Source organism: Pseudomonas sp. 14P_8.1_Bac3, from assembly GCF_025466085.1.
Taxonomy (GTDB): Bacteria; Pseudomonadota; Gammaproteobacteria; order Pseudomonadales; family Pseudomonadaceae; genus Aquipseudomonas.
This window is the reverse complement of record NZ_JANLOD010000047.1, coordinates 52,142-64,813: the sequence shown is the minus strand read 5'-3', so window position 1 is coordinate 64,813 and position 12,672 is coordinate 52,142. Positions and strand designations below refer to the sequence as shown.

Here is a 12,672-nt window from a genome sequence, read left to right as displayed (position 1 = left end):
ACATGCCCAAGGATCCAGAACAATGAAAGCCACCACGTTTACCTTCCTCTGCCTCACCGCCCTCGCCACCAGCCAAGCCCACGCCTCCAGCTCCGACGCCTGGGCCGCCTTTGACAAAGCCGTGCTCGCCAGCTGCACCAAGGCCAGTGGTCTCAAAGACGCCAAGCCCGTCGGCAACGCCGCGCAATTCGATGACCGGGTCGGCTACACCGCCGTGCTGCTGCAAGGCCAATACCCGCAAAAACACATGAAAGGCCAGCAAGGCACCGAGTTGTGCCTCTACAACAAGAAAAGCAAAACCGCCTACGTGACCGAATGGGACTCCATTCGCGTGCCTGCCAAATCCAAGTGAATGGCGCATAACTTGCTTCGACACCGGCCTTTGCGGTGGCATTCTGTCGCCGTTTCGGGCCCGGCCAGGTGATTGATCCTTCAATGAATACGACGTTTTCCTGCGTAGGTTGCGGCAAGTGCTGCAATGACCATCACGTACCCCTGACCCTGGCCGAAGCCCGGATGTGGGCGGCCGACGGCGGTCAGGTGATCGTGCTGGTGGAAGCGTTCCTGGGCAACGGCCTGGGCTTACCGGCGCAGCAGCGGGAACATGCCGAACGCCGTTCGGTGGCCGTCCGGAGCGGAACGTCCGAAGCGTACGTCGCCATCACCTTCGCCGCTTACAACGTCGGCCCCTGCCGGAATCTTGACGAAGACAACCTCTGCCGCATCTATGAGCGCCGGCCGCTGGTGTGCCGGATCTATCCGATGGAAATCAATCCGCACATTCCGCTGAACCCGGCGATCAAGGAATGTCCGCCGGAGTCGTGGGAAAAAGGTCCGGACCTGATCATTGGCGGCGAATTGGTCGATCAGGAACTGGCAGGACTCATCCAGCGCTCACGTCAGGCGGATCGCGATGACATCCGCACCAAGGAAGCAATTTGCGCGTTGCTGGGGATTCGGACGACGGCGCTCAAGGGCGATGGTTTCACTGCCTATCTACCGGATATGGCCGCGTTTGCCAGCGTCGTTGATCAGGTGACGCGGCAACCGTTGGCGGGGTCGGGCAGTGAATGGCAGTTCCAAGTGTCTGGGGACGACATCGCCGGGCAGGTACTGGCGAGCGGCGCACAGGTGGCCACTGAGGTGCCGGTCAACTATGCGTTTATTTCGTTGCGGGCGGCTTGATCCAGCGTCTTTGTTGCTGCTGACGGCCCCTTCGCGAGCGGGTTCGCTCCCACGAGGATTCTCTTCGTACACACTATCCAATGTGGGAGCGGGCTTGCTCGCGAAGAGGCCCGCCCAACCACCGGTCAATCAAACGTTAACGCTTGCCCATTGAACGACGGGTGCCGGGAGGCGCTGCGCCGGGGGTCTTGGTGTGGCCGTTCTTGGCGCCGTTCTTGTACCACGGCTGGCTGGCGGTTTTCGCAGCGGCCAGCTCACCCGGTTTGAACGGGAACTTGAACGCCGGGATCGCGGCTTTGGTTTCGCTGTCTGCGCTGGAGTCGACGCTGTCTGGCAGGTCTGCCGGGTCGTCGCTCAAGGCGTCGGCAACCGGCGGTTGTGTCGAGGAAGTCATGAAAGCTCCGGGTGATGCGATAGAGTCGGGCCCGGTCAGCGAGCCGCGAAAGGCGGCAGTATACCTCCCCGCGATCCTGTAGGAGCGAGCACGCTCGCGAAAAACGTCCAGACACCGCGTTTACCCAGGCAACCCGCGTTATCGTTCATCTCCATCGCGAGCACGCTCACTCCTACAGGCCCCCAAACTGACAGCGCCGTCAGTTAGCAGTCACCTTCCTGACCGGCGAACAGGTTTATAAAGGGAGCCATAACCCTGGCCAAACTCCGTCCACTCCAGCCCCGGCGCCTCACTCGCATGCGAATCCAGAAAAAAACCGCCCTGATTGCAGGTCTGCTGATTGCCCTGGCAGCGCTGGGCACGTGGTACCTGACCAAGCCGGCCACGGCGAAACTCGCCGCGCCGACCGCAATTCCGGTGCGTGTGGTGAACGTCGTCGAAAAAGACGTTCCGCGCTATGTCAGCGGTATCGGCTCGGTGCTGTCGCTGCACAGCGTGGTGGTCCGCCCGCAAATCGACGGCATCCTCACCAAAATCCTGGTCAAGGAAGGGCAACTGGTCAGTCAGGGCGACCTGCTCGCCACCATCGACGACCGCTCGATTCGCGCCAGCCTCGACCAGGCCCGCGCCCAGCTCGGCGAAAGCCAGGCGCAGTTGCAAGTGGCGCTGGTCAACCTCAAGCGTTACAAATTGCTCAGCGTGGATGACGGCGTGTCGAAGCAGACCTACGACCAGCAACAGGCGCTGGTAAACCAGCTAAAAGCCACCGCCCAAGGCAATCAGGCCTCGATTGACGCCGCACAAGTGCAGCTTTCCTACACCCAAATTCGCTCCCCGGTGACCGGTCGTGTCGGCATTCGCACAGTGGACGAAGGCAACTTCCTGCGCATGACCGACGCCCAGGGTTTGTTCACCGTGACCCAGATCGACCCGATCGCCGTGGAGTTTTCCCTGCCGCAGCAAATGCTGCCGACCCTGCAAGGCTTGATCGGTGACCCCGAGCGCGCACACGTGAAGGCCTACATCGGTGCCGACACTGACGGCGAAACCGGCAACCTGCTGGGCGAAGGTCACCTGACCCTGATCGACAACCAGATCAACGCCAACACCGGAACCATCCGCGCCAAGGCCGAATTCAACAATGCCGGGCAGAAGCTCTGGCCGGGCCTGCTGGTGACGGTAAAAATTCAGACGGCGCTGGAGAAAGATGCGCTGGTGGTGCCGCCCACGGTCGTTCAACGTGGCCTCGATCAACACTTCGTCTACCGGGTCAACGGCGACAAGGTGGAAACCGTCCAGGTGCAGATGGTCTACCAAGGCAGCGGCCAGGACATCATCAAAGGCGTGAAACCCGGCGACGTTCTGGTCAGTGATGGCCAGTCGCGGCTGAAACCTGGCTCGACGGTTCAGGTCATGAGCGAGCCACCGCAAGTGGTCCAGTCGGAGGCGAAGCCATGAAGGTCCATGGCGGTGTTTCAGGCTGGTGCATTGATCATCCGGTAGCGACGATCCTGCTGACCTTCGCCCTGATCCTGCTCGGCGTGATCGCCTTCCCGCGGCTGCCGATCGCACCGCTGCCGGAAGCGGAATTCCCGACCATCCAGGTCGCCGCGCAACTGCCCGGCGCCAGCCCGGAAACCATGGCCTCCTCGGTGGCCACGCCGCTTGAAGTGCAATTCAGCGCCATCCCCGGCGTGACCCAGATGACCTCGAGCAGCGCCCTCGGCTCGACCAACCTGACCCTGCAATTTACCCTCGACAAGAGCATCGACACCGCCGCCCAGGAAGTACAGGCGGCGATCAACACTGCCGCGGGCAAATTGCCCAAGGACATGCCGACCCTGCCGACATGGCGCAAGGTCAACCCGGCCGACAGCCCGGTACTGATCCTCAGCGTCAACTCGACGCAAATGCCCGGCACCGAACTCAGCGACCTGGTGGAAACCCTGCTGTCGCGTCAGATCAGCCAGATCGACGGCGTAGGCCAGATCAACATCACCGGTCAGCAACGTCCGGCCATTCGCGTGCAAGCGTCCGCCGACAAACTCGCCGCCATCGGCCTGACCCTGGCGGACATTCGCCTGGCGATCCAGAACACCAGCCTCAACCTCGCCAAAGGTGCGTTGTACGGCGAGTCGAGCATCTCGACCCTGTCCACCAACGACCAGCTATTCCACCCCGACGAATACAGTCAGCTCATCGTTTCCTACAAGGACGGTGCACCGGTTCACCTGAAGGACGTCGCCAAAGTCGTCAACGGTTCGGAAGATGCCTACGTGCAAGCCTGGGCCGGCGACAAGCCTGGGGTGAACCTGGTGATTTCCCGTCAGCCAGGGGCCAACATCGTTGAAACCGTGGATCGCATTCAGGCGGCCCTGCCCGGTCTCGAAGCGATGCTGCCGGCCTCGGTGCAGGTCAAAGTGCTGATCGACCGCACACAGACCATTCGCGCCTCCCTGCATGAAGTGGAAATCACCCTGCTGATCGCGATCCTGCTGGTCGTGGCGGTGATGGCGCTGTTCCTGCGCCAATGGTCGGCGACGATGATCGTCTCCGCCGTGCTTGGCGTTTCGCTGACGGCCAGCTTCGCCCTGATGTACATCATGGGCTTCAGCCTGAACAACCTGACACTGGTGGCGATCGTGGTGGCCGTGGGGTTTGTGGTCGACGATGCGATCGTGGTGGTGGAAAACATTCACCGTCACCTGGAGGCCGGCGACGGCATGCGCGAGGCCGCGATCAAGGGCGCCGGCGAGATCGGTTTCACCGTGGTGTCGATCAGTTTCTCGCTGGTGGCGGCGTTCATTCCGCTGCTGTTCATGGGCGGCGTGGTCGGGCGATTGTTCAAGGAATTCGCCCTGACCGCCACCTCGACCATCATGATTTCAGTAGTGGTGTCGCTGACCTTGGCGCCCACCCTTGCGGCGCTGTTCATGCGCGCGCCGGTGCATCACGCCCACAGCAAACCGACGTTCGGCGAACGCTTGCTGGCCGGCTACGAAAAGCTCCTGCGCCGCGCCCTCGCCCACCAGAAACTGATGATCGGGGTGTTCGGTTTGTCCCTGGGCCTTGCCATCGCCGGTTACATCTTTATTCCGAAGGGCTTCTTTCCGATACAGGACACCGGTTTTGTCCTTGGCACCACCGAAGCGGCCGCTGACATTTCCTACGGCGACATGGTGAAAAAACACCTGGCCATGGCAGAAATCGTCGCGGCGGATCCCGCGGTCGAGGCGTTTTCCCACTCGGTCGGTGTCTCGGGCAGTAACCAGACCATCGCCAACGGCCGCTTCTGGATCTCCCTGAAAAAACGCGGCGACCGCGATGTCTCGGCCAGCCAGTTCATCGACCGGATCCGCCCGCAGCTGATGAAAGTCCCCGGCATCGTGCTCTATCTGCGCGCCGGCCAGGACATCAACCTCAGCTCCGGCCCGAGCCGCGCGCAGTACCAATACGTACTCAAGAGCAACGACGGCCCAACCCTCAGCACCTGGACCCAACGGCTCACCGACAAACTGCGCAGCAACCCGGCGTTCCGCGATATTTCCAACGACCTGCAACTGGGCGGCAGCATCACCCACATCAGCATCGACCGCAGCGCCGCCGCGCGATTCGGATTGACCGCCAGCGATGTCGACGAGGCGCTGTACGACGCCTTCGGCCAGCGGCAGATCAACGAATTCCAGACCCAGATCAACCAGTACAACGTGATTCTGGAACTGGACACCAAGCAACGCGGCAAGGCAGAAAGCCTGAATTATTTCTACCTGCGCTCGCCGTTGAGCGGCGAGATGGTGCCGCTGTCAGCCCTGGCCAAATTCGATGCGCCGACTGTGGGTCCCTTATCGATTGCCCATGACGGCATGTTCCCGGCCGCCAACCTGTCCTTCAACCTGGCGCCCGGCGTGGCGCTCGGTGATGCGGTGATCATGCTCAACCAGGCCAAGGCCGACATTGGCATGCCGGCGGCCATAAGCGGCAATTTCCAGGGCGCGGCCCAGGCGTTCCAGAGTTCGCTGGCCAGCCAGCCGTGGCTGATCCTCGCGGCGCTGGTGGCGGTGTACATCATTCTCGGCGTGCTCTATGAGAGTTTCGTGCATCCGCTGACCATCATCTCGACCTTGCCTTCAGCGGGGCTGGGGGCGGTGATCATGCTGTGGATTTGCGGCCAGGACTTTTCAATCATGGCGCTGATCGGGCTGGTGCTGCTGATCGGGATCGTGAAGAAAAACGGCATCCTGATGATCGACTTCGCCCTCGACGCCCAACGCAACCGCGGTTTGCCGCCGGAAGAAGCGATTTACCAGGCCTGTATCACCCGGTTCCGGCCGATCATCATGACCACGCTGGCCGCCCTGCTCGGCGCCCTGCCGCTGATGCTCGGTTACGGCACCGGCGCCGAGTTGCGCCAGCCGCTGGGGATCGCGGTGGTCGGCGGCTTGCTGGTGAGCCAGGCGCTGACGCTGTTTACCACTCCGGTCATATACTTGTGGCTTGAGCGATTTTTCCATCGGCCCAAACCATCGTCGGCACCGATGCCGGCGTTGGCGACCACAGACTGAGGCGGGGTCATGCGCGTTCTGATTATCGAAGACGAGGAAAAAACCGCGGATTACCTGCACCGCGGTCTGACGGAACAGGGTTACACCGTGGACCTGGCGCGGGACGGCGTCGAAGGCCTGCACCTGGCGCTGGAAAGCGACTACGCGGTGATCGTCCTCGACGTCATGCTGCCGGGCCTCGATGGCTTCGGCGTCCTGCGCGCGCTGCGTGCGCGCAAGCAAACCCCGGTGATCATGCTCACCGCCCGCGAACGTGTGGAAGACCGCATCAAGGGCCTGCGCGACGGCGCCGATGATTACCTCGGCAAACCGTTTTCCTTTCTCGAACTGGTGGCCCGCCTGCAAGCGCTGACCCGCCGCAGCGGTGGCCACGAACCGGTGCAGGTGAGCATTGCCGATTTGTGGATCGACCTGATCAGCCGCAAGGCAACCCGCGCCGGCACGCGCCTGGACCTTACCGCCAAGGAATTCTCGCTGCTCAGCGTGCTGGCTCGCCGCCAAGGGGAAATCCTCTCGAAAACGGCGATTGCCGAAATGGTCTGGGACATCAATTTCGACAGCGACGCCAACGTCGTCGAAGTCGCGATCAAACGCCTGCGCGCCAAGCTCGACGGGCCATTCGACGAGAAGCTGCTGCACACCATCCGCGGCATGGGTTATGTGCTGGAGAGCCGGGGTGTCCAGTAATTCGATTGCCCTGCGACTCAGCGGCATGTTCACGCTGGTGGCGCTGCTGGTGTTCCTGCTGATCGGTTGGGCGCTGTATCAGCAGGTCGACCAGGGCTTGGGTTTGCTGCCCGAAGCGGAGCTGGACGCGCGTTACAGCGTGCTCGAATCCACCGTCGGCCGTTACGGCACGCCGGAGCATTGGGTGAAGATCAACAACAAGCTCAAGCTGCTCGGTGAAGAAGATAAGCGCATCAGTTTCTGGATCATCAGCGGCGACCCCCGCTACGAATATGGCAACCCGACGCCGCAGATTCGCGCCTTCGCCGAAGGGCCGCTGGGCATGCGTGACTTGCAGCTGCCGGAGCAGCCTTACCCTCTGAAAGTGCTGGTCAGCCAGTTCCCGGCCAAGGATCAGCGCCCGCCGCTGCGCTTCATGATCGGCATCGACACCGAGACGTTCTTCCAGACCCAGCATCATCTGCTGATCGCGTTGATCAGCCTGGCGATTGTCGGTGTCTTGCTGGCATCGGCGCTGGGTTACTGGGTCGCGCGGATCGGTCTCAAGCCTTTGATCAAACTGTCCCACGAAGCCCAGCGCCTGGCGCCGCCGTTGCGTTCCGGACGCTTGCGTCTGTCGTCGTTGCCGCCTGAGCTTAATCAGTTCGTCAACTCGTTCAACTCCACCCTGGAACGGGTCGAGCAGGCCTACTCGCGGCTTGAGTCGTTCAACGCCGATGTCGCCCACGAACTGCGCTCGCCGCTGACCAACCTGATCGGCCAGACCCAGGTGGCGCTGACCCGCGGACGCTCCGCGGAACACTATTTTGAAGTGCTGCAATCGAACCTCGAAGAGCTGGAGCGGCTCCGGTCGATCATCAACGACATGCTGTTCCTCGCCAGCGCCGACCAGGGCAGCAAGGCGACCAAACTGACCTCGACCTCGCTGGCCGATGAGGTGGCGACGACCCTGGAATACCTGGATTTCATCCTCGAAGACGCACAGGTCCAGGTGCAGGTCAGTGGCGATGCGCACGTGCGAATCGAGATCGCGCACCTGCGTCGGGCGTTGATCAACCTGCTCAGCAACGCGGTGCAACACACCGAGCCCGGGCAGGTGATTCAGGTGTTGATCGAGGTCGAGGAACATCGGGTCAGCATCGGCGTTGCTAATCCGGGGTCACCGATTGCCAACGAACACCTGCCACGCTTGTTCGAGCGTTTTTATCGTGTCGATGCCTCGCGCAGCAACAGCGGCAACAACCACGGGTTGGGGCTGGCGATCGTCAAGGCGATCGCGCTGATGCATGGCGGCGACGTGTTTGTGCGCAGCGATCACGGCATCAATACCTTCGGCATTCACCTGCCTGTCTGACCCCCTCCAACATCCAGAGATCATCCGAGGGCCTAGGGGGCGCGCCCGGACGATCTTTGCGCGTGGTGCAATAGTTTTTTCGCGAATTGGCTCTGTTTTTCAGCGGCCAGGATCCTTATCTTTGCGCCACCAAACAGCACTTGCCAAGCAAGAAGGTTTTAAAGATGTCCAACACTATGGGTATTGCCAGCGCTTTCGTTTTGTCCTCATTGTTCCTTTCCCCGTTCGCCATGGCCGAAGAGTCGCAGACGTTTGTTGCCCAGTCGGCAGCCCGCGCATCGGCGTTCGAAGCGCATCAGAGCGAAATGACGGCCAAGGCACCGGACGCTGCGCAAACCCCTCAAGCGTCGTCCTCCCAGGCCCAGCCAGGGGTCGAGAAAGACAGCTGATCACACCGCATCGCCCTGTTTCCCTCGACACTTTTCAGCGGCTCTTCCTGCTGAAAAGTTGTCTTCAAAGCCGCTGCTATCAGCGGCTTTTTTTTGTGCTGCACAGCGGTTATTCATTGCAATTGCTGCAACGATCATCCGATTAACCGCGGATCGTCGACTACCCGCTCAATGTCTTCTACGCTTGAATAAGTAAGGCCAGCGCGGTTTGCTGGCCTTTTTTTGCTCTTCAAGCAGACCTTATTCCCATGCCCGCGAGTCGTTCTCCTTACGCATCAGGCAAAACCGGTCGCCCCGAACTCATGGTGATCCTCGGCAGCTCGCTGACTGTCATTGCGATCATCAGCATCGTCACCTTTCTGCTGATCCGCGAACACGCCAATGCCCAGCAGGCGGCCACGCGTAGCGCAACCACGATTGCCCAACTGATCGATGCGGATGTGCTGCGCACCGTCGAACTCTACGACCTGACGCTGCAAGGGCTGATTGCCGCCTCGCAGCGGGACGACCTGAAGCAGGTGTCGCCACAGATCCGTCATCTGGTGCTGTTCGACCGCTCCACCACGGCGCGCTTCAAGGCCGACATACGGCTGCTGGACAAGCACGGTGAGGTTTTGGCGGACTCGTCATTGATCGAGCCCAAGGCCGGCAACTTCGCCGATCGCGATTACTTCCTCGCGCATGCCGACAATCGTGACAGCGACATGTTCATCAGCCAGCCCTTCAAGCCCCGTTGTGACTGCAACGATAATGAGGAATGGCAAATCAGCTTCAGTCGCCGCATCTCATCGGCCACGGGTGAATTTCTCGGGGTTGCCGTCGCCTCGATGCGCCTGAGCTACTTCGATCAATTGTTCAACAGCCTGAACATGAGCCCCGGCAGCGCGTTGTCCATCATCAACGACGACGGCATCCTGCTGGCGCAGAAGCCTCACCTGATCAATGACTCGGTCGGCAAGAGCTTTGCCAGCCGCCCGAACGTCCAGCGCATTTTGCGCGAACGCAGCGGCAGCTTCGATAGCGTGTCGAGCATCGATCACCATCAACGCCTGTATACCTTTTCCAGGGTTGGCAACCTGCCGTTGACGGTGATCGTCGCGCTCTCCGGCAACGAAGTGTTCGCCGCCTGGAAACGCACGGCGCTGGTGATCAGCGGTGCCACGGGCGTGTTGTGCATCGGCCTGCTGTGGCTGACCTGGCTGCTGTGCCGGGAACTGCGCCTGCGCCACACTGCCGAGCAGGAACTGGCGCAACTCGCGGCCACCGACGCGTTGACCGGCGTGGCCAATCGCCGAATGCTCGACCAGACCCTGCGTCATGAATGGTTCCGCGCCCAGCGCTCGGGTAAACCGCTGTCGGTGCTGATGATCGACGCCGACCACTTCAAGGCGTTCAACGATCAGCATGGTCATCCGGCCGGCGACGATGCGTTACGGGCGCTGGCCAAAGTGATCACCGACAACGTACGACGGCCGGCGGATCTGGTGGCCCGTTACGGCGGCGAGGAGTTTTCCGTGGTGCTGGCGGAAACGGACAGCGCCGGCGCGCAGCAGATTGCCGAACACATCCGGTTGGCAGTGGAGCAATTGCCCTGTGTGACCGGCGTTGAATCGCCGATTACTGTCAGTATCGGGATCAGCACTTGGAGCACGACGATGGATACCAGCCTGGAGCAGTTGTTGTTTGCGGCGGACAAGGCGCTGTATCAGGCGAAGGAGAGTGGGCGAAATCGGGTGGTGGCCGCATGAGATTTGCGGTGTAAGGACCGGGCTTGCTCACGAAAGGGCAATCACAGCCCCCATCAAATCGAAGTCATAAAAAAAGGCCACCCGAAGGCAGCCTTTAAAAACTAGAGAGGTTTTTACTTACACCGCCGCAACCGGACGCATGTAAGAGATCGGTGCAGTGCTGGCGTCTTCGAAAGTCACGACTTCCCAAGCATCTGTCTGCTCAATCAACTTGCGCAGCAGCTGGTTGTTCAATGCATGTCCGGACTTGAAGCCCTTGAACTCACCAATCAGGCTGTTGCCCAGCAGGTAGAGGTCACCAATTGCATCGAGGATCTTGTGCTTCACGAATTCGTCTTCATAGCGAAGACCGTCTTCGTTCAGTACGCCATCCGAGTCGACCACAATAGCGTTTTCAACGCTGCCGCCGAGTGCGAGGTTGTGCTTGCGCAGGTACTCGATGTCACTCATGAAACCAAAGGTACGGGCGCGGCTGACTTCTTTTACGAACGAAGTGCTGGAAAAATCCACGCTTGCACTTTGTGTGCGGTCACGGAAAACCGGGTGATCGAAATCGATCTCGAAACTCACCTTGAAACCTTCGAAAGGGACGAAAGTGGCGCGCTTGTCGCCGTCTTCCACTGTCACTTCCCGCAGGATGCGAATGAATTTCTTGGCAGCGTCCTGTTCTTCCAGGCCGGCCGATTGAATCAGGAATACGAAAGGTCCAGCGCTACCATCCATGATCGGGACTTCGGACGCGGAGAGCTCGACGTAGGCGTTATCGATGCCCAGGCCAGCCATGGCCGAGAGCAAGTGCTCCACCGTGTCCACTTTGACGTCACCGTTGACCAGTGTGGTCGACATCGTGGTTTCGCCAACGTTTTCCGCGCGAGCAGGAATCTGCACCACAGGGTCCAGATCGGCACGAACAAACACGATGCCGGTGTCGACAGGTGCAGGCTTGAGGGTCAGGTATACCTTCTCCCCGGAGTGCAGACCGACACCTGTGGCACGGATAATATTTTTCAGTGTGCGTTGTTTAATCATGGCTTGGGCCGCTTCAGCGCAAATTGCGAACTGGTATCAACAAAGGCTGGCGATGATAGCAGACCACGCCTTTGCTGAACACCAATCACCTTCATAGCCCTGATACATTCCATTAATCGGCCTGACGACGCAGGAACGCCGGGATGTCCAGGTAATCCAGGTCATCCTGCGGATTCATCTTCGCGGCAGTCGCAGCACCGGCCTGAGCCTGGTTGCGCATGACGGTCGGACGGTCCAGATCACGGTAGTTCACCGCGGGTGCTTCCTGACGAGCGGGAGCCGATTGTTGCGGCTGCGAGGCCATGGACGTGTGAACGGTGTTGTCGATGACCTTCACAGGCTTCTCGATTTTCGCGCCCAGACCCGTAGCAACTACAGTCACGTGCAACTCGTCGCGCATGTCCGGATCGATAACGGTACCGACCTTGACCATTGCGTGCTCGGAAGCGAAGGCTTCGATGATGCTACCCACGTCGGAGTACTCACCCAGGGACAGGTCAGGACCGGCGGTGATGTTCACCAGGATGCCGCGTGCGCCTTGCAGGTTCACGTCTTCCAGCAACGGGTTGCGAATGGCCGCTTCGGTGGCCTCGCGTGCACGGTTCGGACCGCTGGCGCAGCCAGTGCCCATCATCGCCATGCCCATTTCGCTCATTACGGTACGGACGTCGGCAAAGTCGACGTTGATCATGCCCGGACGCTTGATGATGTCGGAGATACCGCGAACGGCACCGGCCAGGACATCGTCAGCCTTGGCGAAAGCCGACAGCAGGCTGGCGTCTTTACCGAGGATGGTCAGCAGTTTCTCGTTGGGAATGGTGATCAACGAGTCGACGCTTTCCGACAGCAGGCGAATGCCTTCGTCGGCCAACTGCATGCGCTTGCGACCTTCGAACGGGAACGGACGGGTCACCACCGCAACGGTGAGAATCCCCATTTCCTTTGCCACTTCGGCAATGATCGGCGCAGCACCGGTACCGGTACCGCCACCCATGCCAGTGGTGATGAACACCATGTTGGTGCCCTGCAGGACTTCGGCAATGCGCTCACGATCTTCGAGAGCGGCCTGACGACCTACTTCAGGGTTTGCACCGGCACCCAGACCTTTGGTCACGCTGGTGCCCAGTTGCAGGATGGTCCGCGCGCTAATGCTTTTCAGCGCCTGGGCATCAGTGTTGGCGCAGATGAACTCGACGCCTTCAATGTTGCTCTTGACCATGTGGTTGACGGCGTTGCCGCCGCCTCCGCCAACACCGATAACCTTAATGACCGGGCTTGCGGGGATGTTGTCTACGAGTTCGAACATGTTCCCTCTCCTTTGATT

Annotated in this window: 12 protein-coding genes; 8 read left to right on the top strand and 4 right to left on the bottom strand. The window is 60.7% G+C overall.

The features are described from left to right. Positions 1 to 22: 22 nt before the first annotated feature. A complete protein-coding gene (locus NTD84_RS12460; RefSeq protein ID WP_262165742.1) occupies positions 23 to 352 on the top strand; it encodes a hypothetical protein in 330 nt (109 codons plus the stop codon). Positions 353 to 435: 83 nt separating this feature from the next. Further along, positions 436 to 1,185, top strand: coding sequence for a YkgJ family cysteine cluster protein (locus NTD84_RS12455; RefSeq protein WP_262165740.1), 750 nt, complete (start codon positions 436 to 438; stop codon positions 1,183 to 1,185). Between the two features lie 136 nt (positions 1,186 to 1,321). On the opposite strand, the gene NTD84_RS12450 is transcribed toward NTD84_RS12455, so the two are convergent. Next, on the bottom strand, positions 1,322 to 1,579 hold the full coding sequence (locus tag NTD84_RS12450) for a hypothetical protein (protein ID WP_262165737.1): 258 nt from the start codon (positions 1,577 to 1,579) through the stop codon (positions 1,322 to 1,324). A gap of 297 nt (positions 1,580 to 1,876) precedes the next feature. Here NTD84_RS12450 and NTD84_RS12445 point away from each other — a divergent pair, with 297 nt between their 5' ends. From NTD84_RS12445 to NTD84_RS12425, 5 genes are all read left to right on the top strand, one after another. Then, entirely contained in the window at positions 1,877 to 3,037 is a 1,161-nt protein-coding gene (locus NTD84_RS12445) for an efflux RND transporter periplasmic adaptor subunit (protein WP_262165735.1), read from the top strand. Next, positions 3,034 to 6,141, top strand: a complete 3,108-nt coding sequence (locus tag NTD84_RS12440) for a multidrug efflux RND transporter permease subunit (protein ID WP_262165733.1) — start codon at positions 3,034 to 3,036, stop codon at positions 6,139 to 6,141. The genes NTD84_RS12445 and NTD84_RS12440 overlap by 4 nt, the downstream gene beginning before the upstream one ends. A 9-nt stretch (positions 6,142 to 6,150) precedes the next feature. Next, entirely contained in the window at positions 6,151 to 6,828 is a 678-nt protein-coding gene (locus NTD84_RS12435) for a heavy metal response regulator transcription factor (RefSeq protein WP_007916978.1), read from the top strand. Continuing rightward, positions 6,818 to 8,182 (top strand): heavy metal sensor histidine kinase, encoded by a 1,365-nt coding sequence (locus NTD84_RS12430; RefSeq protein WP_262165728.1) that lies wholly within the window; start codon positions 6,818 to 6,820, stop codon positions 8,180 to 8,182. The genes NTD84_RS12435 and NTD84_RS12430 overlap by 11 nt, the downstream gene beginning before the upstream one ends. A 164-nt stretch (positions 8,183 to 8,346) precedes the next feature. Continuing rightward, complete coding sequence (locus NTD84_RS12425; RefSeq protein WP_262165726.1) at positions 8,347 to 8,571, top strand: hypothetical protein; 225 nt, start codon at positions 8,347 to 8,349, stop codon at positions 8,569 to 8,571. Here the strand turns inward: NTD84_RS12425 and NTD84_RS12420 are convergent, their stop codons facing one another. Continuing rightward, complete coding sequence (locus NTD84_RS12420; RefSeq protein ID WP_262165723.1) at positions 8,572 to 8,709, bottom strand: hypothetical protein; 138 nt, start codon at positions 8,707 to 8,709, stop codon at positions 8,572 to 8,574. A 110-nt stretch (positions 8,710 to 8,819) separates the two neighbouring features. Between NTD84_RS12420 and NTD84_RS12415 the strand changes: the two genes are divergently transcribed. Next, positions 8,820 to 10,319, top strand: a complete 1,500-nt coding sequence (locus tag NTD84_RS12415; RefSeq protein ID WP_262165719.1) for a sensor domain-containing diguanylate cyclase — start codon at positions 8,820 to 8,822, stop codon at positions 10,317 to 10,319. 117 nt (positions 10,320 to 10,436) lie between these two features. Here the strand turns inward: NTD84_RS12415 and lpxC are convergent, their stop codons facing one another. Next, entirely contained in the window at positions 10,437 to 11,348 is a 912-nt protein-coding gene (gene lpxC, locus NTD84_RS12410; RefSeq protein ID WP_105696110.1) for a UDP-3-O-acyl-N-acetylglucosamine deacetylase, read from the bottom strand. A 112-nt stretch (positions 11,349 to 11,460) separates the two neighbouring features. After that, positions 11,461 to 12,654: a cell division protein FtsZ gene (ftsZ, locus tag NTD84_RS12405; RefSeq protein ID WP_150633452.1), complete on the bottom strand. Its 1,194-nt coding sequence runs from the start codon at positions 12,652 to 12,654 to the stop codon at positions 11,461 to 11,463. Between the last annotated feature and the right edge of the window lie 18 nt (positions 12,655 to 12,672).